Raw genomic sequence first — 27,000 nt, forward strand, 5'->3', positions numbered from 1 at the left:
AACAGAACAGAGAAAAAAAGACAAGAATAGACAAAAACAGATGGTATGAAATCAGCTTTGAAGTCCGATTTCATACCATCTGTTTTTTTACTGCAACAATCCGCCGTAGGCGGAGAATCCGGCAAGTGCTGTGTTATGCTTTTTTCTGTGCAGCCATCCACTCCAGAATCGGAGTCTCTTTTCCGTCCGTCATAACCGGTTTGCCGTCATAATCGAGGACACACTCATCGTTCAGCATCGGGATCTAGGACCAGTGGCCGATGTATTCGAATGGGGTGCCGTCTGCATTTTTCTGGGTTCCGGTGTGATCGAGTACCTTGTCCCAGTAGGTAAAGTGTGCATTCGGGTTGACCTTTGCCAGACGCTCATAGGTCGGAACGACAAAGTCATCCGGAACGACAACGGGGTCGGTTTTTGCGTGTGTAAACCAGATCGGCAGATCTTTGAGCTTCAGGATGTCTTCATCGGAAATCATCGACACCTGGAACATGACGATCACCCCGGCAGGCCGCCACAGCGGAGAATTCACGATCGACATGCCGTCAAGATCGTATATGGCGGTGAGATTGGTAAAAGTGAAATAAAAATGTGGGAGAGGAATCTTGAAATTCGATTCTGCATATGATATACTTGCCGTAGGCAAAGCGAAGCTAAAAGGTTTCAACAACGAAAACCCCGGAGATGGCAGTCTCCGGGGTTTTCTATTCCGTAAAGCGGCTTAAACTTTTAGGCTGGTTGTCCTTTTAATCGTTTTCGTCCAACCATTTGCAGATGAGGTGGCAAATCACACCTGCCATAACGGAAACAATAAGCGAAGTAATAGGCTCCAACAACGTCACCTCCTTTCCAAGTTGCCTTGGTGTAGGTGAGACAACAAAATAAGTATAACATGATATGTGTAGAAACGGTTTGAAAAAAACAGAACGTATATTTTGATGAAGTTGCACAAATATGAAAAAAATTCATTTTGATCTTGACAACCCGCCTCACATATGATATCATACCACCTGTATCACGCCGAAGACAGCAGGTGCCGCAAGGCGTAAGTTTCAAACGCCTGCCGAGGAGAAGTTACACAAGGTTCATGTTATGGAATTTTGAGATCTCTTCGCCAATCTTCGCGAAGAGCTTTTTTTATACTTCCAAAGCGTAGGTACGAAATACTACAAGGAGGTGCAATCATGGCAATCAATGCAAAAATCGATCTGAAGAAGCCGGTCCTGGAAGAGATCAGCGCACAGGTAGAAGGCGCACAGTGCGTGCTGCTGGTAAACTACAGCGGATTAACCGTTGCTCAGGATACTCAGCTGCGTAAAGAGTTAAGAGAAGCAGGCGTTCATTACAAAGTATACAAAAATACAATGATGAAACGTGCATTCGCTGGTACTGCTTTTGAGTCTCTTACCAAAGACCTGGATGGTACAAACGCTATCGCAATCAGCAAGGACGATGCAACAGCTCCGGCAAGAATCATCGCTAAATTTGCAAAAACCACTCCGAAGCTGGAGATGGTTTCTGGTGTTGTAGAAGGAAACTACTACGACAAAGCTGGAATGGAAGCACTGGCAAACGTTCCGTCAAGAGAAGAACTTCTTGGCAAACTGCTTGGAAGCATCCAGTCCCCGATCGCAAACCTGGCTCGCGTCCTCAACCAGATCGCAGAGTCCAAAGGCGGCGCAGCAGAGGCCTAAGCCTCAAGCGGGCAGCGTGAAATACGCAGCCTGAGAACATTATTCAGAAAATATCCAAGGAGGAAAATAAAATGGCAAAGTTAACAACCGCAGAGTTTATTGACGCTATCAAAGAGTTATCTGTATTAGAGTTAAACGATCTTGTAAAAGCATGTGAGGAAGAGTTCGGCGTATCCGCAGCAGCAGGCGTTGTAGTTGCAGCAGCAGCAGGCGATGTAGCAGCAGCTGAGGAGAAAGACGAGTTCGACGTAGAGCTGACAGAGGTTGGCCCGAACAAAGTTAAAGTTATCAAAGTTGTACGTGAAGCTACAGGACTTGGCCTGAAAGAAGCTAAAGAAGTAGTTGACGGTGCTCCGAAAGTCCTCAAAGAGGGTGCTTCCAAAGCAGAAGCTGAAGAGCTCAAAACTAAACTTGAGGCTGAAGGCGCTAAAGTTACTCTTAAATAATTTAAGCGTAAATCAGAATCTATGGACGCACGGCGGGATTTCCTGCCGTGCGTTTTTTTGAAGTGAGTCCATACTTTGTGGCAATAAAGTTAAAAATTGCCGGAAGGTATGGTGATGCCATGTGATATCAAAATGTAATTGCGACCGTGGAGATAAAATTGAGAATGTGATCTATTCATACAAGATATTTACGGAGGAGTATAAGGGCTAAATATCCTCATGACAGAAAGACTCTGAGAGTACAGAAAGAGAAAACGGGAGGAACGAAAAATGCAGGTACATTCCGTTCTGGAATCTTTACAGCAGGGAATCCTGATCTGCGATCAGCACAGCAGGATTGTGTTCTTCAATCAAGTCTACAGCGATTTCATCGGCGTTCCGCTTGAAACCGCGAAAGGTCATAAAATCACGGATTACCGCAAATCTGCCATTGCTCCGGAAGTCATTTGGAGCGGCATCCCGGTCGAGGGAATGGTGCGGAGAGAGGGAACGCAGGAATACTTTGCAAGTGTTTATCCGATCTGGGAAGAGCATCAGATCCGCGGAAGCATCTCAATTGTGACGAGTCTCGTACAGTTTGAAAAACGGGAATCAGAGGCTCACATGACGCTGGAAGAGCGGGTGCGCCGCTTTGAACGGCAGGAGATCCAAAATACGTTGTTGCTGTACGGACGGGATATGGAGGGGAAGCAAAAAGCGGCAAAGGAACTCGGAATTTCGCTGGCAACGTTATACAATAAAATCAAAGAATAAGACAGAAGGAGAATGAAATGCCGGAATTTCTGCAGCTTTGGGGCTTTGTGGTATTTTCTGTCTTTGCTGTAACAGAACTCACATAAAAGAGGGATCATGATTTCTAAAATTTTAGAAATTACGATCCCTTTTGTAGTATCTGCCCGGATATCGCATTACAATGATCTCAGATCAAAGAAAGCGAGGCCATAGAACATGAAAAAAATCAGAATCGGAAGCGGCGCAGGCTATGCGGGAGACCGCATTGAGCCGGCAGTGGAGCTGATGGAAAAAGGAAATCTGGACTACATTATTTTCGAGTGTCTGGCGGAACGCACCGTTGCGATCGGGCAGCAGGACAAAGAGAAAGATCCGTCGAAGGGTTACAACCAGCTGCTCGACTACCGAATGGAAAAAATTCTCCCGCTGATGGCGAAAAACAAAGTAAAAGTTATTACCAATATGGGAGCTGCCAACCCGGTATCTGCTGCAGAACGGACGTGTGAAATTGCCAGAAAACTGGGTGTCGGTGGATTGAAGATTGCCTGTGTGACCGGCGATGATATTACAGACGAACTGGATAAGTATGAAAATGAAAAAGTGCTGGAGGATGGCACGCTGTTAAAAGAGAAAAAAGATGTTCTGATTTCTGCGAATGTCTATATGGGTGCGGAGGGCATCACAAAAGCGTTGGAAGAGGGTGCCAATCTTGTCATTACCGGTCGCGTTTCCGATCCTGCACTGACGATCGGACCGCTGGTACATGAGTTCGGATGGAACATTGACGACAACCCGGATCAGATGGGACAGGCGGTTCTGGCAGGCCATCTGCTGGAGTGTGCCGGACAGGTGACAGGCGGCTATTTTGCGGATCCGGGCTACAAGGATGTGCCGGATCTGTGGAAACTTGGATTTCCGCTCATTGAGATTGACGAGACAGGCGCATTTACCGTGACAAAGGTCGAGGGAAGTGGCGGACTGGTGAGTGTGGATACCTGTAAAGAGCAGATGATCTACGAAATCCACAACCCAAAGGCTTACCTGACCCCGGATGCAACAGCGGACTTTTCAAAGGTGACGTTCCGGCAGATCGGGGAAAACCAGGTTCGCGCCGAGCATGCGACAACGCATGGAAGACCGGAAACTTTGAAAGTGAGCGTCGGCTACAAGGACTGCTTCATCGGTGAGGGTGAAATTTCCTACGGCGGAAGCAACTGTATGGCACGGGCGGAGCTGGCGGCGGAGATTCTGGAGAAGCGGATTGAACTGACAGGCATCGAGCTGGAAGAGTACCGTACTGATTTTATCGGATGCAATTCCCTGTATCGTGATGCAATTTCCAAGAAGATCGGAAGTGGAACTCTGTGTGAAGTGCGTCTCCGCGCCGCAGGCAGAACGAAAGACCGGAAAAATGCCGTTCTGCTGGCAAACGAGGTGGAGGCTCTCTATACCAACGGTCCCGCAGGAGGCGGCGGAGCAGTGAAACGGGTGTCCGAGATTGTCTCGGTCTGCTCAATTTTTGTGCCGCGCGATGCAGTAGAAGCAAAAGTCACATTCCGGGAGGTATAAGGCGATGAAATTAAAAGAGATTGCACATGCAAGAACAGGCGATAAAGGCGAGATCTCCAATATTTCGGTGATCCCATATGATGAGAACAATTATGAAATGCTGAAAGAAAAAGTAACAGAAGCACGCGTAGCAGAATACTTCCGCGAAATCTGCCACGGAAAAGTAACCCGCTACGAACTGGACGGAATCCATGCGCTGAACTTTGTCCTCGACAAGACACTCGGCGGCGGTGTCACAAGATCGCTGGCGCTGGACAAACATGGAAAGACACTCGGCATGGCACTGCTGGAAATGGAGGTCTAGGGCAATGGCAGAAGATTTTATGGCGGCTGCGGTAAAACGCGTGGAGGAACAGTTTGCGAAAAGCGGCGTTTCCGAAAGCTGTGCAGCGTTTGAAAGAAAAGACAGCCAGATCGAGATGCGCGATGGTGTGAAGCTGCATACAATCTATTATTTTCCAAGGGAAGGCGGATCAGGAGAAAACAAGAAATATCCCGTCATCCTGACTCGTACCTGCTATCCGGGCAACGACCGTATTCACCGTGCCTACGGTGAGGGACTGGCGTGCAGAGGTTATGTGTATGTCTACCAGTATTGCCGCGGCAGAGAGCAGTCGGAAGGAAAATGGGAGCCAAACATCAATGAGCGGAACGATGGCATTGACACCATGGATTACCTTGTGGAGCAGCCATGGTGCGAAATCTTAGGCTACTGGGGCCATTCCTACACAAGCATGACCGGCTGGGCGTTCGCTGATGCCGCGGAGGGGAAAGTTGCCGCAATGTTTCTGGAGGACTATGGAACGGATCGTTTTGTATCAGCCTACGAGAAGGGCTGCTTCCGCCACGATATCCTGACCGCATGGTCGATGGAAAATGCGGAAAAACCAGTGAATGCTGACTATCGCGAAAGCTGCCGTTATCTGCCGCAGATTGAAGTGGACAAGGCGCTGTGGGGACAGCGTGTTCCGTCCTACCGCGAATACATCACAAGCCCGAGCCCGGATGCGGCACTCTGGCAGACGGGCTGGTGGAAACAGTTGCGGGAAATTCCATCAAAAACGAAGGTTCCGATTTATCTTTTAAGCGGCTGGTACGATCATCACCACGGCAGCAGTATGAAAACGTGGGAGCGACTGAATGAGGAGACGAAACAGCACAGCTGGCTGGAAATCGGTGCATGGAACCACTTTTTCCAGATTTGTCTTGAAGATAAAGAGGTGCTGCACCCGCAGAATGAAGAAATTCCAAAGATGCTGGAATGGTTTGAGCTGACGCTGAAACAAAAAGAAATCCCAACACAGCGGATCCGTGCCTATGAAATCGGAGCGGACCGGTGGATTGACATCGTGTCCGACGGACTGGGAGAAGAAGGAACTGCGGGAAGCATGACGCTGTATCTGGATGAGAAAACACTGCGGGAAGACGCGCCGGAACGGGGAAAAACGAGAAACTACACGTTTGACCCGGCCACTCCGGTCGAGAGTATCGGCGGAGAAGCCCTTCTGCATACGATGCCGCAGATCGGCAGCCATCTTCAGCCGGAACCGGACTATCGTGAGGATGTCCTGAGTTTTGTATCAGAACCGCTGGAAGAAACTTTTACGCTGAACGGAAAAGCTTCCGTCCGTCTGTTTGTGGAAAGTGACTGCGAGGATACGGCATTTACCGCTAAAATCATGGAGGTAACGCCGGAAGGAAAAGCGTACAACATTCGTTCCTCGATTGCAACATTGGAGCAGGGAAAAACGGAGGCCGGAGCCTATGAACCGGGCAGCGTGGCAGAGGTACAGATTACTATGTGGAATATTGTATACACGATTCCAAAGGGTTCCCGCATTCGTGTAGATGTTTCCTCCTCCGACTTCCCGCAGTATCATGTTCACAGCAATCAGAAAGGGCTGTGGTCGGAAAAAACGGAGAATAAAATTGCACATCAGACCATTCATATGGGCGGAAAAGCTGCTTCCTGCGTGATTTTGCCGCTGATGAAAAAACAGTGAGCCGTAACGGTAAAGCGGACATCGGGAAAAATCAAAAAGAAAAAGTAGCATAATCCATTCTTTTGTGATATAGTGAAAACACTATAGGTTTTGCGGTAAACCTAAAGAACGGCCCGCATTATAAAAACAAAATGAACAGGAGAAAAGCAATGGAGAAAAAGTGGTGGCACAAAACGGTTGGATACCAGATTTATCCGAAGAGTTTTCAGGATACCAACGGGGACGGCATCGGAGATCTGAAAGGCGTGATCCGTCATCTTGACAAAATAGAAAAGCTGGGAGCCAATGTCATCTGGCTCTGCCCGGTGTTTGCATCCCCGATGGTGGATAACGGATACGATATTTCCGATTACATGGATATCGACCCGTCGTTTGGAACGATGGAGGACATGAAGGAGCTGATCGCGGAGGCAAAAAAACGCGGCATCCGCATCCTGATGGATCTTGTCGTGAATCATTCCTCTGACCGGCATGCGTGGTTTCAGGCGGCACTCCAAGATCCGTTTGGAAAGTACGGAAAGTATTATGTGTTCCGGGAAGGAAAAGACGGCAAAGAGCCGAACAACTGGCGGTCGATTTTTGGCGGCAGCGCATGGGAGAAAGTACCGGGATATGATAACCTGTATTACCTCCACATCTTCACAAAAGAGCAGCCGGATCTCAATTGGGAGAATCCGGAATTGCGGGAAGAAATTTATGAGATGATTTTAAAATGGATGGATCTGGGACTTGGCGGATTCCGTCTTGATGCGATCAGCCATCTGAAAAAGAATTATCAGTACACCAACCTTCCGCCGGATGGACCGGACGAGTACAATATGGCGTTCGAGTATTTTAACAACGTAGACGGTCTTGCTGATATCTTGTGTGAAATGAAGGAGCGCACCTTTGCGCCGACCGATGCGCTGACGATCGGAGAGTACGATCACATGGGACCGGAGGATGTGGAGGATGTGATCGGGGAAAACGGCAGTTTCTCGTCCGTTTTCGATTTTTGTCACACCCTCGACAATGTGCGTAACCCGAAATGGGGCAATACCGTGGCGTTGTTTGACGATTATCGCGATCAGCTTTTTGCGGCGCAGAAAATCGTGGATGGCCGCGGCATGCTCTGCAACTTCCTCGAAAACCATGACAAAACGCGCATCATCGACCGGTTCCTGATGCCGGAGGACCAGAACCGCTACAGCGAAAAGATGCTTCCGGTCACCAATTTCTTCCTGCCGGGTATTGTGTTCCTGTATCAGGGACAGGAAATCGGCATGCGCGACGATCCGAAACAGTCCATTCAGGGATTCGTCGATAAACCGACCTTTGCTATTTACGACCGCCTGATTGCCGAAGGAAAAACGGATGCGGAAGCGCTCGAGCAGATCAACCGCGAGAGCCGCGAGCACAGCAGAACTCCGATGCAGTGGGATGCATCTGCTGAGGCGGGATTCACAACAGGTACACCGTGGTTCCCGGTGAATAAAAACTATACGGAACTGAACTATGAGGCCGAGGAAAAAGATCCTGATTCCCTGCTGTGGTTCTACCGCAAAATGGTGGCAGTAAGACGACGTGAAGATCTGGAAGAAACCTTCCTCTACGGAACGCTGATTCCGGAATACGAGACGGTGAGCGGCGTTCTGGCGTATCGCAGGAAGGATGAGAAGAATAATATTCTGATCCTTACTACTTCTCTTGCGGATGGCATTACATTGCCATTTACAGATACAATCGAAGAAGTACTTCTGAATAACTATGACACCTGCGAGGCAGGCGAGGAAACGATCCGTCTGCAGCCGTATCAGTGTCTGGTTCTGAAGGTGAAGGAATAATTGCAAAAACTAAAACAAAAACCGAAAAATCGGTCCCACAAAAGGAGAAGATCTTTTTGTGGGATCTTTTTTGTGGTACAATACAATAGAAAAAAATCTATTATGAGGTGTGGAATGGAAAGAGACAACAGAGACGAAGACATAATGATGAGAGGAACAAAACAGGAAATGCCGGGATTCCGTTTTCGGCTACTCCGGCCGGAGAAGAAACGGGAACTGTGGAATCCGGATTTTGAACTTTTATTTCTGCTTCGTTGGAGGGGAAGAGTCAGCTACGAGGACGGGGAAGTTCACAATCTCCCGATGGGATCTATCTTTGCGATCAACCGGTTTCAGATCTGTGACCTGGATCTGGACGAAGACGGACTTGCCCTGTCGCTCTGCGTTTCAGCGGAGACGATTGCTTCATTTCACATTAAGCTGCTGAAATGTGAAGTCAAATGTCAGTCGTTTTTTTATATGGAAGATCAGCAGGAAAAATTTGACTTGATCCGGCGGGATATGGCACGGATCTTTCTTGAGATGTACAAGAATAATGAGGAACAACCGATCTATATGAAAAGCCGTGTGACGGCGCTTCTGGAGGATCTGCTTTCTTACTTTACATCCGGGGAAAAGGTGGAACAGGGCCGGGGCGGACGGGAACGCATTCAGCAGGCATCAGACTATATTCTGCAGCATTGCCGGGAAGAGATTACGCTGGAGGATATGGCGGATCATCTTTATCTGAGCCGTGCCTATATTTCACGGAGTTTTCCGCAGTATTTCGGTGTATCATTTCGGGAGTACGTGACGCAGGTGCGCCTGGCGCATGCCGTACAGGAAATGCACAGCGGCGCAACGCTGACGGAGATTGCCTATCACAATGGATTTGTCAATGAGACGGCGATGATCCGCGCATTCCGCAAATACCGCGGTATGACACCGAGCGAATACCGGAAGCAGATGGAATATACAGTAAAACAGCGTGAAAAGAAAGGAAAAGAGCGGGAAGAGGCGGCGGGAGACCATGATATTTTCCAGAGTCTCCTGCAGTATGCAGCGGTCACGGAGCAGGAGATTGAGACGACAAATGAGAGTGCCGTTTCCGTGACGGTGGCAGTAAACGGACGGAAACCAAGAGTGGCAGGCCACTGGAAGCGCGTGATCAATGCTGGCTATGCGGCAAGTGTGCTGAACCGCGAGGTGCAGGATGAGCTGGAACAGCTGGTGCAGGAGCTCGGCTATGAGCTGATCCGCGTAAAAGGAATTCTTGATGATGATATGTGCGTATTTCGGCGGAATATGTGGGGCGAGATTCAGTTCTGCTGGAACTATATTGATGAGGTGATCGATTTCATCCTTTCCACGGGAGCGAAGCCGTTGCTGGAATTCGGTCATATGCCGTTGCTGCTGGCAAAAACAGACCCGGGAAGAACGATGCGTCCGGCGCTAAGCAGCTCTCCGCGAGATCTGGCTGAGTGGCGCATGCTGATTAAAAACCTGATGGAACATCTAAGGGAACGGTATGGAATCAACCAGATGCGGCGCTGGATTTTCAACCCGTGGATCAGCGGAGACGTGATCACGATTGATGGAGGAGATGAGTTCTTTGGGACGTGGAAAGCATCGTACGAGGAGATGAAACGTGTGAGCCCGGATCTTGTAACATGTCTTTCCTTTGGCCTTGGACCGGAGGAACATCTCAAAGCCTTTATCGAAACTATGAAGGAAAAGGAATGTGTGCCGGAAATTTTTGCATTCCGCTCGTTTGGCACGGTGATCTATGGAGAGGAAGAGGAGAAAATGAATCTGATCCAGAACAACGAGAGCATCAATATGATTGTGAGCCGCGACCCGGATTTTCTGCGGAACCGCGGGGAGAAGGTAAAAGGTCTGCTGCAGAAGGCTGGGCTTGGTGCACTGCCGGTTCTGGTGGATGAGTGCAGCAGCAACATCTGGCAGAGGGATCTGTGCAACGATACCTGTTATAAAGCGGCATGGCTGTTTAAAAATCTTCTGGAAAATGAAGAGGCGCTGCAGGGAATTGCGTATTTCTCGGTCAATGACCGTTTAGATGAAGTATTTCCGGCGCGGGAAACGTATCATGGAGGTTTTGGGCTGTTCACGATGAACGGCATTCCAAAGGCGGTCTGCACTGCGCTGCGGCTGCTCGGCAGAATGGGATCTCGTCTGGTGAAGCGTGGGGACGGCTATTTTATCAGCACGGAGCCGGAGAAAAACCAAAGCCAGATTTACCTGTACAACTATGTTCACTACGATATGCTGTACCGCTACCGCCATGCCGTGAATATTTCCCGCACGGACCGTTACCGCGTATTCAATATGGGGGAAATCCGGACCTTTTCAGTGAAGCTGACCGGACTGGAACCGGGAAAATATTGCCTGCGGCTGTATAAAGTGACGAAAGAGCACGGCAGCAGCTACGATGCGTGGGTGCGGATGGGAGCTCCGGAGCGGATGAACCGGATGGAGCGCGCGATGCTGTGCCACAGTGCGGACCCGGAATACCGTGTCTGGGAGCAGGAAACCGACCCGGAAGGCAGCCTCACGGTGCAGGAACGCCTGGAGCCGCACGAGACGGCGCTGATTGAGGTGGAGCAGATTCTGTAAAATCTTCAAAAAATTGCACTCGCGGTGGGAGAATACAGAGAAAGAGTGGAAAAAAAGCAACAATATAAGAAGATCTTGCGGTAATTCGAGTAGAAAAGGACGAAAATATTGTTTATACTGAAAACAACATAAATGCTAAATTCTACAGAAAAGAGGTATTTCAAAATGGGGAAAATATTTGATTACGATGGCGTGCCGGTGCTGCATACCACATCCGGCGATTTAAAAGGTTATTTTTATGACGGTGTTTACATTTACAAAGGAATTCCGTATGCATACGCAGACCGTTTCCAGATGCCGGTTCCGTCCAAATGGAATGGCGTAAAAGACGCAACAAACTATGGTTTTGTATGCCCGCTCCAGAATCAGGATACACCGAACGGCGAGCTTATGGTTCCGCACCGCTACTGGCCGCAGGATGAGCACTGCCAGTCCTTAAATATCTGGACAAACAAACTCGATCCGGAAGCCAAAAAACCGGTTCTCGTATGGTTCCACGGCGGTGGATACGCAGCGGGATCTTCCATTGAGCAGGTTGCGTATGACGGCGTCAGCATCGCAAAGAAAGGTGATTCGATTCTTGTTTCTGTCAACCACAGACTGAATATTTTAGGATATCTGGATCTGTCTCCGTTTGGGGAAAAATACAAAAACTCCGCAAACGCAGGCCACGCCGATATGGTAGCAGCCCTGCAGTGGGTACATGACAATATCGCCCTGTTCGGCGGCGATCCGGAGAATGTAACCATTTTCGGCCAGTCCGGCGGCGGAATGAAGGTGATTGACCTGATGCAGATTCCATCAGCAGACGGCCTGTTCCAGAAAGGCCTTGTCATGAGCGGTGTGATGGAAGGGGATCCGCTCGGCGCAGGAGAAAAAGACGGAACAGAGATTGTCACGGCAATGATGAAAGAGCTTGGCTTTGATGATGTGGCGCAGCTGGAAACCGTACCGTATCCGCAGCTTGCCGCAGCATATGCAAAGGTATCCCCGGCTATCGCACAGAATGGCGGCTACATCGGCGGCGGCCCGAAAAAGGGCGATTACTTCTGCGGAAATCCATTCGACGCAGGCTTCCGTGAGCATGCACATCAGATTCCGATGATGATCGGAACCGTATACGGCGAGTTCGCAACGTTTGCACCAGCAGCTTATGATAAGAACAAACTGACAGCGGAAGAGATTCTGGAAATCCTCAAAAAGGTTTATGGAGACAATGCCGAAAAGGTTCTGGACGCTTTCAAAGAAGCATATCCGGAGAAGAACGGTGTAGATGTTCTTGCGATCGACCGCGCAATGCGTGAGCCTACCGTAAAACTTGCCAAACTGTTCGCAAAAGGCGGCGGCAAAGCATATCTCTACAACTTCGCCCTGGAATTCCCGTTCCAGAACGGCAAACCGGCATGGCACTGCTCCGACATCCCGTATTTCTTCGGCAATAGCGATCTCGTAGAAATCTGCGGAATCCCGGATGTCAGTGATAAACTGGAAAGCGAAATCTTTGGCGCCCTGCTCGCCTTTGCAAAGAACGGAACCCCGGATCACGAGGGACTCCCGCACTGGCCGGAAACAGAAGCAGAGGATGCGGATACCATGGTGTTTGATAAAAAGACCGAAGTAAAACACAACTATGACGATAAAGTCTTTGCGGAAATCAACAAAGTTCTGAAGCCATGGAGCTTTATGGACATGATGACCGACAATATTCAGCATTAAAAGGAACAGTTCAATGCGGCATAAGCGGAATCTGGATCGGATTGCGAATATCCGCTTTGACAAATAAAAAAAGTCGCCTGTTTGATTTGACAAATAAAATCAAACAGGCGGCTTTTTTCTGAAAATTCAGTGTTTTCAATCACATCTAAAGTACTATTCTAACAGGGTCCCGGCGGAAAAACCAGTAAAAAACAGATTGTACTAAAAAAATACAATCTGTTTTGTTGACACACTTGAAAAAACATGATAATCTAGAAAATGCACTATTATGGCAAGATATGCCTAAAACCTTTTGTTCAGGCATGAGCGGTAATAAATATATTATAACACAAGGGGTGACAACGTCAATGGAGAAAAACAGAATACGTCCGATACCTACCGGAAAAAGTATGCGAATGAGTTACCAGAGACAAAAAGAAGTATTGGAAATGCCCAACTTGATTGAAGTCCAGAAGGATTCCTATGACTGGTTCCTGAGAAGCGGACTCAAGGAAGTCTTTGATGACATTTCACCAATCTCCGACTACGGCGGACGGCTGAGCCTTGAATTCGTAGACTTTACACTGTGTGAAGATGACGTAAAATACTCAATCGAAGAGTGTAAACAGCGTGACGCTACTTATGCGGCACCGTTAAAGGTAAAAGTAAGATTATATAATAAGGAAAAAGACGAGATCACAGAGCACGAAATTTTCATGGGTGATCTGCCGTTGATGACAGCAACAGGAACATTCGTTATCAATGGTGCAGAGCGAGTAATCGTCAGCCAGCTGGTACGTTCCCCTGGTATTTATTACGGCATCGCACATGATAAGCTCGGAAAGAGACTGTTCTCCTGTACCGTAATCCCGAACCGTGGAGCATGGCTGGAGTACGAGACCGATTCCAACGACGTCTTCTATGTCCGCGTAGACCGTACCAGAAAAGTTCCGATCACAGTCCTCATCCGTGCACTTGGAGTAAGCTCCAATGCAGAGATCGTAGAGCTGTTCGGTGAAGAGCCGAAGATTCTTGCAAGCTTCACCAAAGATACTTCCACCAACTATCAGGAAGGTCTTCTCGAGCTGTACAAGAAAATTCGTCCGGGCGAGCCTCTCGCAGTAGAAAATGCAGAGAGCCTCATCATGAGCATGTTCTTTGACCCGCGTCGCTATGACCTGGCAAAGGTAGGCCGTTATAAATTCAACAAGAAACTTGCGCTGCGCAGCCGTATCCGCAACCAGATCCTCGCTGAGGATGTTGTAGATCCGTCCACCGGTGAAATCCTTGCAGAAAAAGGCACCACCGTTACTCTGGAACTCGCAGACAAGATTCAGAACGCAGCAGTACCGTATGTATGGATCCAGACCGAGGAGAGAAACGTAAAAGTTCTTTCCAACTTAATGGTAGATCTGAAAGCATGGGTAGATGTTGACGAGGAAGAGCTTGGCATCAACGAGAAAGTATACTATCCGGTTCTGGAAAAGATCCTGGAGGAGAATACCGATATCGAAGAGATCAAACAGGCGATCAAACGTGACATCCACGACCTGATTCCGAAACATATCACAAAGGAAGATATTTTCGCTTCCATCAACTACAACATGCATCTGGAATACGGCGCAGGAAATGCCGATGATATCGACCACCTGGGCAACCGTAGAATCCGTGCCGTAGGTGAGCTGCTTCAGAACCAGTACCGCATCGGTCTGTCCCGTATGGAGCGTGTGGTACGTGAGCGTATGACAACACAGGACATCGACGGAATTTCTCCGCAGTCCCTGATCAATATCAAACCGGTTACAGCTGCAATCAAAGAGTTCTTCGGATCTTCCCAGCTGTCCCAGTTCATGGATCAGAACAACCCGCTTGGAGAGCTGACGCACAAGAGACGTCTTTCCGCCCTTGGACCTGGCGGTCTGTCCCGTGACCGTGCCGGATTCGAGGTTCGAGACGTTCACTACTCCCATTACGGAAGAATGTGCCCGATCGAGACTCCTGAGGGACCGAACATCGGTCTTATCAACTCTCTGGCATCGTATGCGCGCATCAACGAGTATGGCTTCGTTGAGGCTCCATACAGAAGAATTGACAAATCAGATCCGAAAAATCCGCGTGTTACAGACGAAGTAGTCTACATGACCGCAGATGAAGAGGATAATTACCATGTAGCACAGGCAAATGAGCCGCTGGATGCAGAAGGACACTTCATCAACAAGAACGTTTCCGGACGTTATCTGGATGAGACCCAGTCCTACGAGCCGCACATGTTTGATTACATGGACGTGTCTCCGAAGATGGTATTCTCCGTTGCTACGGCGCTGATCCCGTTCCTTCAGAACGACGATGCGAACCGTGCGCTGATGGGATCCAACATGCAGCGTCAGGCCGTACCGCTGATGATCACCGATGCTCCTGTAGTAGGAACCGGTATCGAAGCAAAAGCAGCCGTAGACTCCGGTGTCTGCGTCGTTGCAAAAAAAGCAGGAACCATTTCCTACTCCTGCTCCAACGAGATCCGCATGAACAATGATGACGGAACAAAAGATGTTTACCATCTGACCAAATTCATGCGAAGCAACCAGAGCAACTGCTACAACCAGAAACCGATCGTATTTAAAGGTGACCATGTAGAGGCCGGCGAAGTAATCGCAGACGGTCCGTCTACTTACCAGGGCGAGCTTGCACTTGGTAAAAACCCGCTGATCGGATTTATGACCTGGGAAGGATATAACTACGAGGACGCCGTTCTTCTTAGCGAGCGTCTGGTACAGGATGATGTTTACACTTCCATCCACATCGAGGAGTACGAGGCAGAGGCCCGTGACACCAAGCTTGGACCGGAAGAGATCACAAAAGACGTTCCGGGTGTCGGCGATGAAGCCTTAAAAGACCTGGACGAGCGTGGAATCATCCGCATCGGTGCAGAGGTACGTGCCGGTGATATTCTGGTCGGAAAAGTAACTCCGAAGGGAGAGACTGAGCTGACCGCAGAGGAGCGTCTGCTCCGTGCCATCTTTGGCGAGAAAGCAAGAGAAGTACGTGATACTTCCCTGAAAGTACCGCACGGTGAGTATGGTATCATCGTGGACGCCAAAGTATTTACCCGTGAAAACGGCGACGAACTTTCTCCTGGAGTAAACCAGGCAGTCCGCATCTACATCGCACAGAAGAGAAAAATCTCTGTCGGCGATAAGATGGCTGGTCGTCACGGAAACAAGGGTGTCGTTTCCCGTGTGCTTCCTGTAGAGGATATGCCGTTCCTGCCGAACGGACGTCCGCTGGACATCGTGCTGAACCCTCTGGGTGTGCCGTCCCGTATGAACATCGGACAGGTGCTGGAGATCCACTTAAGCCTTGCAGCAGCAGCGCTTGGATTTAACGTATCCACCCCGATTTTCGACGGCGCAAACGAGAAAGATATTCAGGATACCCTGGAACTGGCAAACGATTATGTAAACATGGAATGGGATGCATTCTCCGAGAAATATAAAGATATTCTGCTTCCGGAAGTATATCAGTATCTGGAAGAGCATCTGGATCACAGAGAACTGTGGAAGGGTGTTGATATCGCAAGAGACGGTAAGGTACAGCTCCGCGACGGACGTACCGGTGAGCCGTTCGATGGAAGAACGACAATCGGACACATGCATTACCTGAAACTGCATCACCTGGTAGACGATAAGATCCATGCACGTTCTACCGGCCCATACTCCCTCGTTACACAGCAGCCTCTGGGTGGTAAAGCTCAGTTCGGTGGACAGCGTTTCGGAGAGATGGAGGTTTGGGCTCTTGAGGCGTACGGTGCATCCTACACGCTGCAGGAGATCCTGACTGTGAAGTCTGACGATGTGGTTGGCCGTGTGAAGACATACGAAGCCATCATCAAGGGCGACAATATTCCGGAGCCTGGTATTCCGGAATCCTTCAAAGTATTGTTGAAAGAGCTGCAGTCCCTGGCACTCGATGTCCGCGTACTGCGTGATGACAATACCGAAGTTAAAATTATGGAATCAGTTGATTACGGTGATACCAATCTGAACCACATCATCGAGGGAGACCGTTACTCTGACAGAGAGGACGAGAGATTTGGTGACTATGGATTCTCCAAGAAAGAGTTTGACGGAGAAGAAATGGTAGATGTGGAAGAGGATGAAGAAGAAGACTCTTATCTTGATCTGGATGAAAGTTCAGATGATGACATGTAACTTGTAGATCTTCGCTTTGCGAGGAAAGGGGTAATCAAATGCCAGAAACAGCAAAAAAAGAAAATTACCAGATGAGCTTTGATGCCATCAAAATAGGACTTGCCTCCCCGGAGAAAATCCGGGAGTGGTCCCATGGCGAGGTAAAAAAACCGGAGACCATCAACTACAGAACGCTGAAACCGGAAAAAGACGGTCTGTTCTGTGAAAGAATCTTCGGACCAAGCAAAGACTGGGAGTGCCATTGCGGTAAATATAAGAAAATTCGCTACAAAGGCGTAATCTGCGACCGATGCGGCGTAGAAGTAACAAAATCCAGTGTGCGCCGTGAGCGTATGGGACACATTGAGCTGGCAGCTCCGGTATCCCACATCTGGTATTTCAAAGGAATTCCGTCCCGTATGGGACTGATCCTGGATCTGTCTCCGAGAACTCTGGAAAAGGTTCTGTATTTCGCAAACTACATCGTTCTTGATGCAGGCGATACCAAATTACAGTACAAACAGGTTCTGACCGAGAAAGAATACCAGGATGCCAGAGAGGAGTTCGGAAACAGCTTCCGTGCAGGTATGGGTGCGGAATCCATCAAAGAGCTTCTGATGGCAATCGATCTGGAAAAAGAGTCTGCTGAATTAAAGGCAGGTCTTAAAGATTCTACCGGACAGAAGAGAGCCCGCATCATCAAGAGACTTGAGGTTGTTGAGGCATTCCGTGAGTCCGGAAACCGTCCGGAGTGGATGATTCTTGATGCGGTTCCGGTTATTCCGCCGGATCTGCGTCCTATGGTACAGCTTGACGGAGGACGTTTTGCAACATCCGACCTGAATGACCTGTACCGCCGTATCATCAACCGTAACAACCGTCTGAAGAGACTGCTGGAGCTCGGTGCGCCGGATATCATCGTGCGCAACGAGAAACGTATGCTCCAGGAGGCAGTTGATGCCCTGATCGACAACGGCCGCCGCGGCCGTCCGGTAACCGGTCCTGGAAACCGTCCTCTGAAATCTCTGTCCGACATGCTGAAAGGTAAATCCGGCCGTTTCCGTCAGAACCTTCTTGGTAAACGTGTTGACTACTCCGGCCGTTCTGTTATCGTCGTAGGACCGGAACTGAAGATTTACCAGTGCGGTCTGCCGAAAGAAATGGCAATCGAGCTGTTTAAACCGTTCGTTATGAAAGAGCTGGTTTCCAACGGCACTGCACATAACATCAAAAATGCAAAGAAAATGGTCGAGAAACTCGAGCCGCAGGTATGGGACGTTCTCGAGGACGTCATCAAAGAGCATCCGGTTATGCTGAACCGTGCCCCTACGCTGCATCGTCTGGGTATCCAGGCGTTCGAGCCGATTCTGGTAGAAGGTAAAGCGATTAAGCTGCACCCGCTGGTTTGTACCGCATTCAACGCCGACTTCGACGGTGACCAGATGGCTGTCCATCTGCCGCTGTCTGTAGAAGCGCAGGCAGAGTGCCGTTTCATGCTTCTTTCGCCGAACAACCTGCTGAAACCGTCCGATGGTGGTCCGGTAGCCGTTCCTTCCCAGGATATGGTTCTTGGTATCTACTATCTGACACAGGAGCGTCCGGGCGAGAAGGGCGAAGGAAGCTTCTTCCGCGATATGAACGAAGCCATCCTGGCATACGAGAACGGATACATTACCCTGCAGACCAAGATTACCATCCGCTGCGAAAAAGAGATGGAAGATGGTACTGTAATGCAGCAGAACGTAAGCTCCACACTCGGAAGATTCCTCTTCAATGAGATTCTGCCGCAGGATCTGGGATACGTAGACCGTACGGTTCCGGGTAACGAGCTTGCGCTTGAGGTTGATTTCCTCGTTGCAAAGAAACAGCTGAAACAGATTCTGGAAAAAGTTATCAATACACACGGAGCTACCAAAACCGCAGAGGTTCTGGACTATATCAAGGCAACCGGATATAAATACTCCACCCGTGCAGCCATGACCGTATCCATTTCCGATATGACCGTGCCGCCGCAGAAGCCGGAGATGCTCGCCGAAGCACAGGCAACGGTAGACAAGATTACAAGAAACTTCAAACGTGGTCTGATTACAGACGAAGAGCGTTACAAAGAGGTTGTAGATACCTGGAAGAAGACCGACGATGCGCTGACAAAAGCACTGCTCGACGGACTGGATAAATACAATAACATCTTCATGATGGCTGACTCCGGAGCCCGTGGTTCCGATAAGCAGATCAAACAGCTGGCCGGTATGCGAGGACTGATGGCCGATACAACCGGACACACCATCGAGCTGCCGATCAAGTCAAACTTCCGTGAAGGTCTTCAGGTACTGGAATACTTCATGTCCGCACATGGAGCACGAAAAGGTATGTCCGATACCGCGCTTCGTACCGCCGACTCTGGTTACCTGACCCGTCGTCTGGTAGACGTTTCTCAGGACCTGATCATCCGTGAAATCGACTGTGCCGAGGGCAAGGACGAAATTCCGGGTATGTGGGTCAGCGAGTTCACAGACGGAAAAGAGCAGATCGAGAGTCTGCAGGATCGTATCACAGGCCGTTTCTCCTGCGAGACGATCAAAGACAAAGACGGCAACGTCATTGTAAAAGCAAACCATATGATCACCCCGAAACGTGCTGCCCGTGTCATCAAAGACGGCATCAACGAGAACGGTGAGCATTATACAAAAGTAAAAATCCGTACCATTCTTACCTGCCGTTCCGGTAACGGAATCTGCGCAAAATGCTATGGTGCCAACATGGCAACCGGCGAGGCAGTACAGGTTGGTGAGTCTGTCGGAATTATCGCAGCACAGTCGATCGGTGAGCCTGGTACACAGCTGACCATGCGTACCTTCCATACCGGTGGTGTTGCCGGTGGAGATATCACACAGGGTCTTCCTCGTGTCGAGGAGCTTTTCGAGGCAAGAAAGCCGAAAGGACTTGCTATCATCACCGAGATCCCTGGTGTTGCACAGATCAAAGACACCAAGAAAAAACGCGAAATCGTGGTTACCAATCCGGACGATGGCGTATCCAAGACATACCTGATCCCTTACGGATCCCGTATCAAGATCGCTGACGGAACGGTTCTGGAAGCCGGAGACGAGCTGACCGAAGGTTCTGTAAACCCGCACGATATCCTGAAGATCAAAGGCGTACGTGCCGTTCAGGATTACATGCTCCGCGAGGTACAGCGAGTTTACCGTCTGCAGGGTGTAGAAATCAACGATAAGCACATCGAGGTTATCGTTCGCCAGATGCTGAAGAAGATCCGCATCGAGGAAAACGGAGATACCGAATTCCTTCCGGGCGACATGGTAGACTTCCTGGAGTATGATGAGACCAACAAAGCGCTGATCGCAGAAGGCAAAGAGCCGGCAGAAGGAAAACAGGTTCTGCTTGGTATTACCAAAGCATCCCTGGCATCCGATTCCTTCCTGTCTGCAGCATCCTTCCAGGAGACCACCAAGGTTCTGACCGATGCCGCTATCAAAGGTAAAGTTGACCACCTGGTAGGTCTGAAAGAGAACGTTATCATCGGTAAACCGATCCCGGCCGGTACCGGTATGAAGTGCTACAGCAACATTCATCTGAATACCGACAGCATGATCGAGGAAGAAGAGGACGAGGATCTGATTCTGACCGAAGATCTTGAGGACGAAATTCCGGCAGCAGAAGCTCCGGTTGAAGAACCGTCAGCTGAAGAGGAAGAGCCGATGCTCGACTTCGACTTTGAGGAAATGATTCCGTCAAAGGATGATACCGAGGAGTAAACCCTTCAACAAATAATAGCAAGGATTCTCCCACCTCTATAGGTGGTGAGATGAATTGCAAATAAGAAAGTTAACAGCAGTGGCGGGCGGAGAGAAATCGGTATCCCCCACTGACATGAGGCAAACCACAGTCAGCATTCTGCTGACATGTCAGACTCTGTGAAATTACCGACTGTGGATTGAAACAAGGTTAAAAAATAAATATGTCATTTGTGAAAAGCAGAGAATTTTCGGTTCGCCGGGGTCTCTGCTTTCCTTGTGTTTTCGGGAGCATTTTGTTACAATGGAGACAGAAAAGAGGGAAGCCTATGTGGATAAAAAAATTACCTGGCATCGTGGCAAATGCGGCGGTACTGATTCTGGATATATTTGTGATTCTGATGATTGCAGCGCTGTTTCTCCACCAGCAAACGGCGGGAGAGCGTGTGAAAGAGACGATTACGCGTTTTTCCACGACATCGGAGGAGTATTATTCCGAGGGAGAGGCATACAGCCAGAAGAGCGACCGGGTGCATACGTATGCGGTGAAAGAACAGTCTAAATAAGAGGAAAAGATGAGGTAAACTATGCTCCAGAAGTGGAAAAGAAAAGGAAAAAGATTCCGCCATGTGGAAAAAGACGGAGAAGAGACGACGGAGCTTTCTGTGAAAATACGGGCGGCAAAATTTCGTGATCTGCCGATGAGTCTGCGGATTCTGATCGTGAATCTCAGTCTGTTTCTGATTCTGTGCGCCGTATTTTTTATGGCAGGCGCGTATCTGTATGCGCCGCAGGCGGCAGGACGGAATTACGTGGAAGCATGCCTGGCAGGAGACTGGAACAGCGCGTACGATGTATGCCAGTTCCCGGACAGCACGTTTCTGTCGCGGAAGAACTACGTCAATGCAATGACCTGGAAAGCAAAACAGGACGGCACTGACGGGCAGGAAACACCGGAGATCAAGAGCTTTTTCATGCGCAGAAAACAGAATCTTGAGACCGGGGAAAACAGGATTTATACTGTGCGGTACACGTTAAAAGGCATGAGCGACTCGCAGGAAGAAACATTGGAGATCGCCGCCGGGGATACCGTAAAATGGAACTTCAAAGAGTGGTACGTTGTGCCGAAAGACAGCTGCGTGACGGATGTCGAAATCACCGTCCCGGCGGATGCCTCGTTCTATCTGGACGGCGTGCAGGTCGGGAAAAAGTATTTAAAAGAGACGGCAGATAACGTCAGCATCTACAAAATCCCGTATCTCTTCCTCGGCGGCCACACCATTGAACTGACCGAAAAACAGAAAGACCCATACCGCGAGATCGTCCTCGTGCAGGACAACAGCAGCATGGAATTCCTGCCGGATTTAAAACTCAACGATTCCACCGGCAAAACCATCGCCGACCGCGCAGAAGAGTCCCTGGACAAGGTATTCACAGCCGCAGCCGCCGGAAAATCCTTCAGCACCATCAAAAATGAATTTTCCGCCGACACCGCCGTACAGAAAACCGCCAAAGAACAGTACCAGCAGCTCTGCGATGCCTACCTGAACAGCGACACCAACACCGGAATCACCAGCATCACCGTGAGCAGCGTCTCCACAACCGTAACCAACGAATCCAACCAGATGAAGATCGAAACCAACGTGACCGCTGCGATCGAGCGACGAACCCGTTTCCTCCATTTCTTCCGCAAAACCAAAATAGAGACCGTCACCTGGAAACTCGAGTCCGTTGTGACGCTGGAAAACGAAAAATGGGTGATGGGCAGCGATTTCCTGACTAAAATAGGACATGAGGCATAAGGTGTTTGCTTCCATTGTTCTGGCAACGTTAAAACTTTGCAGTTACTCTTAAGCAGAGAGGATAATCAGGCTGGACAGGTGAAAGACTTGTGATTTGGTGGCAAAGCACCAGAAAGAAACCAGGTTTTTTAAAAGAGAGTGACAAAGAGTGATTTTGTATCCGCTTTTACCATGGGTGCAGAGTCACTCTTTTTTTGTGACAAGATGTTAAGAAACGATAAACATTAATTTACCAGAAGTGGAAAAATGTAAGAATTTGTGCCTTGCATCTTAGGTCAGATCACGTTATGATAGTAAGTAGAAAAATGTCGAAAAACGTTTGTGTTACGATGGAAGAAAGTTCCGCAAAGGGGCGGGACGATGGAGTATAAACAGATCATATGGAAAGAAAATCATTGAAACAGAGAAGAAAGCAGATGCGCCGCAGACAGATGATGCAGAAAGTATCACGGATTTCCCTGTGTGTGGTAATCGGCCTTCTTTTTCTTGCGCTTATCTGGAAATTTGCGGGAGCGCAGCTTGCGAAAAAAGGAATTGTACTGAGTAATGACACAGCCGCAAAGACGGTGAGCGAGACGGCGCCAGAGGCGGAGGACGGATCGGGAAATGCGGGAATTAAGAAGCTTGCGGAGACCATGCCGCCGAATGAGACGCCGGGATGGCAGTACAGCTCGTCGGGCTGGTGGTACGCAACGGATGCCACAACGTACTACGTCAACGGCTGGGCAGATATCGACGGAAACCAGTACCATTTTGATTCCAATGGTTACATGGCGACCGGCTGGAAAGCGATCGGCGGAAAAGGCTGTTACTTTGATGACCAGGGTGTTTACCAGCCAGACCGCAACGGCTCGATGATGGTAGCCCTGACCTTTGATGACGGCCCAGGCGTCTATACCAGCACGCTTCTCGATACGCTGGAGCAGTACGGGGCACAGGCGACGTTCTTTATGCTCGGCAGCAATGTGGAAAAATACGGTGCAGATGTGATCCCGCGCATGGCGGCGATCGGCTGTGAGCTTGGAAACCACTCCTATGCGCATCCGAATATGAAAGAACTGAGCACCGACGACGGCCTTGCCCAGTTCCAGATGACGGATGATCTGATCGCCCAGTACAACAACGGACAGGGTGCAACTGTCATCCGTTTCCCGTATGGAAACAGCACCGATGAACTGCTCGCATCTATCGGCCGCCCGAGCATCATGTGGGATGTCGATACCCTGGACTGGCAGACAAAAAATGTACAGGCAAACATCAGCGCCGTTCTCGACAGTGTAAGCCCGGGAGACATTATCCTGATGCATGATATCCACGAGACGACCGTAGAATCGTGTGCAACGATCGTGCCGGAGCTGATCAACCGCGGGTATGAGCTTGTCACGATTCATACTCTTGCAGCGGCAAACGGCGTGGATCTTGCAGCGGGAGAGACGTATTACGGCTTCCATGGCGGAACGACAAACGAATAGAAAACAGAATAGAAAAACGACAAAGAACCGCCGGTTTACTCTCAAATCAAGAGTGAACCGGCGGTTCTTATGTCATTTTATGAAAATTTATTTCATTGCCGCTCTCTTACGAAGTCTGGAATCCAGCTCTTTCTTACGGATACGTAAGGAAACCGGAGTAACCTCAAGAAGCTCGTCCTTGTCGATGAAGTCCAGAGCCTGCTCCAGGGAAAGGATTCTCGGCGGAGTCAGACGCAGTGCCTCGTCGGAGGAAGAAGTACGGGTGTTGGTCAGGTGTTTCGTCTTGCAGACGTTCAGCTCGATATCCTCGGCCTTACCGTTCTGTCCGATAACCATACCGGCGTAAACCTTCTCGCCAGGTCCGATGAACAGAGTACCGCGCTCCTGTGCGGAGTACAGACCGTAGGTAACGGACTCGCCTGCCTCGAAAGCGATCAGGGAACCCTGTTTGCGGTATTCGATGTCGCCCTTGTACGGTGCGTAATCTTCAAACTCGGTGTTCAGGATACCAGTTCCTTTGGTGGAAGTCATGAAGATTCCACGGAAACCAATCAGGCCTCGTGCCGGGATTTCGAACTCCAGACGGGTGGAACCATCGCTTGCGCGGCTCATGCCGTGAAGCTCGCCTTTACGCTCGCTGAGGAGCTGGATGACAGTACCGGAGAACTCGTCCGGAACGTCAACGTATGCGATTTCCATTGGCTCGAGTTTGCGTCCGCGCTCGTCCTCTTTGTAGATAACCTCTGCCTTACTTACTGCGAACTCATATCCCTCACGGCGCATGTTTTCGATCAGGACGGACAGATGCAGCTCACCACGGCCGGAAACCTTGAAGCAGTCTGCGGAATCAGTCTCCTCGACACGCAGGGAAACGTCGGTGTTCAGCTCACGCATCAGACGGTCGCGCAGGTGGCGGGAGGTAACGTATTTACCTTCTTTACCTGCCAGCGGGCTGTCGTTTACGATGAAGTTCATGGAAATGGTCGGCTCGGAGATTTTCTGGAACGGGATGGAAACCGGGTTGTCCAGATCGCCGCAGAGAGTATCTCCGATGTGGATATCCGGGATACCGGAAACAGCAACGATAGAACCGATGCCTGCCTCAGTAACCTCTACTTTTTTCAGTCCGTCAAATTCATACAGTTTGCTGACCTTTACTTTTTTCTTCTTGGTCAGATCGTGGTGGTTGACCAGCATAACGTCCTGGTTCACGCGGATCGTTCCGTTTTCAACTTTGCCGACACCGATACGTCCAACGTATTCGTTGTAGTCGATGGTACTGATCAGAAGCTGTGTGCCAGCTTCCGGATCGCCGGTCGGAGCCGGGATGTATTTCAGGATGGTCTCGAACAGAGGAGTCATATCCTTCGGGGTATCGTTCAGATCGAGTACCGCATGACCCATCTTTGCGGATGCGTACAGAAACGGACAGTCAAGCTGTTCGTCAGATGCATCGAGGTCCATCAGAAGCTCGAGCACTTCGTCGATAACTTCATCCGGGCGTGCCTCCGGGCGGTCGATTTTGTTGATGCAGACGATAACGGACAGATCCAGCTCAAGTGCTTTTTTCAGCACGAATTTGGTCTGCGGCATAGCGCCCTCGAATGCGTCTACAACCAGAATAACGCCGTCTACCATTTTCAGAACTCGCTCAACCTCGCCGCCGAAGTCCGCATGGCCTGGGGTGTCGATGATGTTGATTTTCGTTCCTTTGTAGTAAACTGCTGTATTTTTGGAAAGAATGGTGATTCCACGCTCACGCTCGATATCGTTCGAGTCCATGACACGTTCCTGAACCTCCTGATTGGCACGGAAAACGCCGCTCTGTTTCAGAAGCTCGTCTACCAGTGTAGTTTTACCATGATCGACATGGGCGATGATGGCAACGTTTCTTACATCTTCTCTCGTTGTTTTCATTTCTTCATTCCTCTTCCTATGAGTTGACCCTGCCGGGTTCAATTTTTCAAAATTTCAAGCCGGCCGGGAATGTTTATCACAGCACAAAGGCAGGTGCCTTGCCGTTTTGTCTCTGCTGGATGCCTGCCTATCTGAACTATTATAGCACAGAACAGAGAAAAAAAACAGGGAAGATGTGACATTTTTTGTATTGCAATGGTAGAAAATACGAAGCATGTGGTGCGGTTTTTACAGAAACATATACAAAAAATTGGGCAGAATGCTGATTTGAATAGAAATAAAAAAATCTGGAAAAAAGTGGTTCTGAAAAAGAAATGTGGTTCATACATTAGGATTATAGATCAGCAAAGTACCGATCAGAAATCAATATTCAGAAAGAAAAGACAAAGGAAGGGGATTTTCATTATGGCAGACAAGATGATTGAAAACAATCAGGTGGTTATCATGGGAGAGATTGTCTCCCCGTTTACATTCAGCCATCAGGTATTCGGAGAGGGCTTTTACCTCGTCGATGTGATGGTCAAGCGGTTGAGTGAATCGCAGGACATCATTCCGGTGATGGTCTCCGAGCGGCTGGTGGACGTATCACAGGATTACCAGGGTGAGTGGATCTGCATCAGCGGTCAGTTTCGGTCCTACAACCGCCACGAGGAGAAGAAGAACCGTCTGGTACTCTCCGTATTTGCGCGGGAATTAAGCTTCGTGGAGGAAGAGGACGATTCCGTCAAATCCAACCAGATTTACCTCGATGGATACATATGTAAACCGCCGGTCTACCGGAAAACACCTCTGGGAAGAGAGATCGCCGACCTTCTGATCGCGGTCAACCGTCCGTATGGAAAATCAGATTATATCCCGTGCATCTGCTGGGGACGGAATGCGCGGTATGCCTCTGCGTTTGCCGTGGGCGGCCACGTTCTCATCTGGGGACGGATCCAGAGCCGGGAATATATGAAGCGGCTGAGCGAGACGGAAATGGAAAAGCGGACCGCGTATGAGGTTTCGGTGAGCAAGCTGGAATATAGTGAGAGTTAAAGCGCGATCCGCTGTTGACAAGAAAATTTAATGATGCTATAGTAAAAGCAGAACTGAAGTGGATAGAGGTCGCATTACTTCAAGAGTACCTTTTCGGATGCCTCAGCAGCAAAAGAAGAAGAGGAAAAGGGAAGAATGCCGAAGGACATCCGGCGCTGAACCGGTATGCTCCTGGGCGCAGGTTGAAAAAATCTGCGACTGTCATCGAGAGATGGAGAGCTATCTGATCATAGATACTGCGTATGTGTGAATTTGGAGGC

General features: G+C 49.4%; 18 protein-coding genes, 1 riboswitch and 1 other annotated feature. Of the genes, 16 read left to right on the top strand and 2 right to left on the bottom strand.

Annotated features, from left to right (window positions below; genetic code table 11):
• Nucleotides 1-244: 244 nt before the first annotated feature.
• Complete coding sequence (locus DW915_RS05620) at nucleotides 245-475, bottom strand: hypothetical protein (RefSeq protein WP_158581024.1); 231 nt, start codon at nucleotides 473-475, stop codon at nucleotides 245-247.
• Between the two features lie 13 nt (nucleotides 476-488).
• Here DW915_RS05620 and DW915_RS16545 point away from each other — a divergent pair, with 13 nt between their 5' ends.
• From DW915_RS16545 to DW915_RS05690, 15 genes are all read left to right on the top strand, one after another.
• On the top strand, nucleotides 489-584 hold the full coding sequence (locus DW915_RS16545) for a DUF5605 domain-containing protein (protein WP_416822253.1): 96 nt from the start codon (nucleotides 489-491) through the stop codon (nucleotides 582-584).
• A 415-nt stretch (nucleotides 585-999) separates the two neighbouring features.
• Nucleotides 1,000-1,144 (top strand) — a sequence feature (ribosomal protein L10 leader region).
• 37 nt (nucleotides 1,145-1,181) lie between these two features.
• Complete coding sequence (gene rplJ / locus DW915_RS05625; protein WP_022462822.1) at nucleotides 1,182-1,691, top strand: 50S ribosomal protein L10; 510 nt, start codon at nucleotides 1,182-1,184, stop codon at nucleotides 1,689-1,691.
• Nucleotides 1,692-1,762: 71 nt separating this feature from the next.
• Nucleotides 1,763-2,137, top strand: a complete 375-nt coding sequence (gene rplL / locus DW915_RS05630; protein WP_118741754.1) for a 50S ribosomal protein L7/L12 — start codon at nucleotides 1,763-1,765, stop codon at nucleotides 2,135-2,137.
• Between the two features lie 270 nt (nucleotides 2,138-2,407).
• Complete coding sequence (locus DW915_RS05635) at nucleotides 2,408-2,890, top strand: helix-turn-helix domain-containing protein (RefSeq protein WP_055220827.1); 483 nt, start codon at nucleotides 2,408-2,410, stop codon at nucleotides 2,888-2,890.
• A 195-nt stretch (nucleotides 2,891-3,085) separates the two neighbouring features.
• On the top strand, nucleotides 3,086-4,438 hold the full coding sequence (locus DW915_RS05640) for an acyclic terpene utilization AtuA family protein (protein WP_118741755.1): 1,353 nt from the start codon (nucleotides 3,086-3,088) through the stop codon (nucleotides 4,436-4,438).
• 4 nt (nucleotides 4,439-4,442) lie between these two features.
• A complete protein-coding gene (locus tag DW915_RS05645; protein ID WP_022462826.1) occupies nucleotides 4,443-4,742 on the top strand; it encodes an AtuA-related protein in 300 nt (99 codons plus the stop codon).
• 4 nt (nucleotides 4,743-4,746) lie between these two features.
• Nucleotides 4,747-6,441 carry a CocE/NonD family hydrolase gene (locus DW915_RS05650; protein ID WP_158581026.1) on the top strand — a complete coding sequence of 565 codons (1,695 nt, stop codon included), beginning with the start codon at nucleotides 4,747-4,749 and terminating at the stop codon, nucleotides 6,439-6,441.
• Nucleotides 6,442-6,590: 149 nt separating this feature from the next.
• Entirely contained in the window at nucleotides 6,591-8,264 is a 1,674-nt protein-coding gene (locus DW915_RS05655) for an alpha-glucosidase (RefSeq protein WP_055266937.1), read from the top strand.
• A gap of 114 nt (nucleotides 8,265-8,378) precedes the next feature.
• Nucleotides 8,379-10,877, top strand: a complete 2,499-nt coding sequence (locus DW915_RS05660) for a GH39 family glycosyl hydrolase (RefSeq protein WP_158581027.1) — start codon at nucleotides 8,379-8,381, stop codon at nucleotides 10,875-10,877.
• 165 nt (nucleotides 10,878-11,042) lie between these two features.
• On the top strand, nucleotides 11,043-12,593 hold the full coding sequence (locus DW915_RS05665) for a carboxylesterase/lipase family protein (RefSeq protein WP_118741758.1): 1,551 nt from the start codon (nucleotides 11,043-11,045) through the stop codon (nucleotides 12,591-12,593).
• A gap of 347 nt (nucleotides 12,594-12,940) precedes the next feature.
• A complete protein-coding gene (rpoB, locus tag DW915_RS05670) occupies nucleotides 12,941-16,780 on the top strand; it encodes a DNA-directed RNA polymerase subunit beta (RefSeq protein ID WP_118741759.1) in 3,840 nt (1,279 codons plus the stop codon).
• Nucleotides 16,781-16,818: 38 nt separating this feature from the next.
• Nucleotides 16,819-20,535, top strand: coding sequence for a DNA-directed RNA polymerase subunit beta' (gene rpoC, locus DW915_RS05675; protein WP_118741760.1), 3,717 nt, complete (start codon nucleotides 16,819-16,821; stop codon nucleotides 20,533-20,535).
• A 308-nt stretch (nucleotides 20,536-20,843) separates the two neighbouring features.
• Nucleotides 20,844-21,080 carry a hypothetical protein gene (locus tag DW915_RS05680; RefSeq protein ID WP_055266947.1) on the top strand — a complete coding sequence of 79 codons (237 nt, stop codon included), beginning with the start codon at nucleotides 20,844-20,846 and terminating at the stop codon, nucleotides 21,078-21,080.
• A gap of 21 nt (nucleotides 21,081-21,101) precedes the next feature.
• Nucleotides 21,102-22,316, top strand: a complete 1,215-nt coding sequence (locus DW915_RS05685) for a hypothetical protein (protein WP_117761432.1) — start codon at nucleotides 21,102-21,104, stop codon at nucleotides 22,314-22,316.
• Nucleotides 22,317-22,696: 380 nt separating this feature from the next.
• Nucleotides 22,697-23,788: a polysaccharide deacetylase family protein gene (locus DW915_RS05690; RefSeq protein ID WP_118741761.1), complete on the top strand. Its 1,092-nt coding sequence runs from the start codon at nucleotides 22,697-22,699 to the stop codon at nucleotides 23,786-23,788.
• Between the two features lie 87 nt (nucleotides 23,789-23,875).
• On the opposite strand, the gene typA is transcribed toward DW915_RS05690, so the two are convergent.
• Nucleotides 23,876-25,705 (bottom strand): translational GTPase TypA, encoded by a 1,830-nt coding sequence (typA, locus tag DW915_RS05695; protein ID WP_055220803.1) that lies wholly within the window; start codon nucleotides 25,703-25,705, stop codon nucleotides 23,876-23,878.
• Between the two features lie 405 nt (nucleotides 25,706-26,110).
• On the opposite strand from typA, the gene DW915_RS05700 reads away from it, so the two are divergent.
• Nucleotides 26,111-26,740 carry a single-stranded DNA-binding protein gene (locus DW915_RS05700; RefSeq protein WP_055220802.1) on the top strand — a complete coding sequence of 210 codons (630 nt, stop codon included), beginning with the start codon at nucleotides 26,111-26,113 and terminating at the stop codon, nucleotides 26,738-26,740.
• A gap of 55 nt (nucleotides 26,741-26,795) precedes the next feature.
• Nucleotides 26,796-26,970: riboswitch (Lysine riboswitch) on the top strand.
• The last annotated feature ends 30 nt before the right edge of the window (nucleotides 26,971-27,000 follow it).

Origin of the sequence: Blautia sp. AM42-2, assembly GCF_003480245.1 — a bacterium.
In the GTDB taxonomy this organism is placed as follows: domain Bacteria; phylum Bacillota; class Clostridia; order Lachnospirales; family Lachnospiraceae; genus Fusicatenibacter; species Fusicatenibacter saccharivorans.

Coding starts and splice junctions, on each gene's coding strand:
- DW915_RS05620 (WP_158581024.1), bottom strand. CDS start 475: ATGATTTCCGATGAAGACATCCTGAAGCTCAAAGATCTGCCGATCTGG.
- DW915_RS16545 (WP_416822253.1), top strand. CDS start 489: ATGACGATCACCCCGGCAGGCCGCCACAGCGGAGAATTCACGATCGAC.
- rplJ (WP_022462822.1), top strand. CDS start 1,182: ATGGCAATCAATGCAAAAATCGATCTGAAGAAGCCGGTCCTGGAAGAG.
- rplL (WP_118741754.1), top strand. CDS start 1,763: ATGGCAAAGTTAACAACCGCAGAGTTTATTGACGCTATCAAAGAGTTA.
- DW915_RS05635 (WP_055220827.1), top strand. CDS start 2,408: ATGCAGGTACATTCCGTTCTGGAATCTTTACAGCAGGGAATCCTGATC.
- DW915_RS05640 (WP_118741755.1), top strand. CDS start 3,086: ATGAAAAAAATCAGAATCGGAAGCGGCGCAGGCTATGCGGGAGACCGC.
- DW915_RS05645 (WP_022462826.1), top strand. CDS start 4,443: ATGAAATTAAAAGAGATTGCACATGCAAGAACAGGCGATAAAGGCGAG.
- DW915_RS05650 (WP_158581026.1), top strand. CDS start 4,747: ATGGCAGAAGATTTTATGGCGGCTGCGGTAAAACGCGTGGAGGAACAG.
- DW915_RS05655 (WP_055266937.1), top strand. CDS start 6,591: ATGGAGAAAAAGTGGTGGCACAAAACGGTTGGATACCAGATTTATCCG.
- DW915_RS05660 (WP_158581027.1), top strand. CDS start 8,379: ATGGAAAGAGACAACAGAGACGAAGACATAATGATGAGAGGAACAAAA.
- DW915_RS05665 (WP_118741758.1), top strand. CDS start 11,043: ATGGGGAAAATATTTGATTACGATGGCGTGCCGGTGCTGCATACCACA.
- rpoB (WP_118741759.1), top strand. CDS start 12,941: ATGGAGAAAAACAGAATACGTCCGATACCTACCGGAAAAAGTATGCGA.
- rpoC (WP_118741760.1), top strand. CDS start 16,819: ATGCCAGAAACAGCAAAAAAAGAAAATTACCAGATGAGCTTTGATGCC.
- DW915_RS05680 (WP_055266947.1), top strand. CDS start 20,844: ATGTGGATAAAAAAATTACCTGGCATCGTGGCAAATGCGGCGGTACTG.
- DW915_RS05685 (WP_117761432.1), top strand. CDS start 21,102: ATGCTCCAGAAGTGGAAAAGAAAAGGAAAAAGATTCCGCCATGTGGAA.
- DW915_RS05690 (WP_118741761.1), top strand. CDS start 22,697: ATGGAAAGAAAATCATTGAAACAGAGAAGAAAGCAGATGCGCCGCAGA.
- typA (WP_055220803.1), bottom strand. CDS start 25,705: ATGAAAACAACGAGAGAAGATGTAAGAAACGTTGCCATCATCGCCCAT.
- DW915_RS05700 (WP_055220802.1), top strand. CDS start 26,111: ATGGCAGACAAGATGATTGAAAACAATCAGGTGGTTATCATGGGAGAG.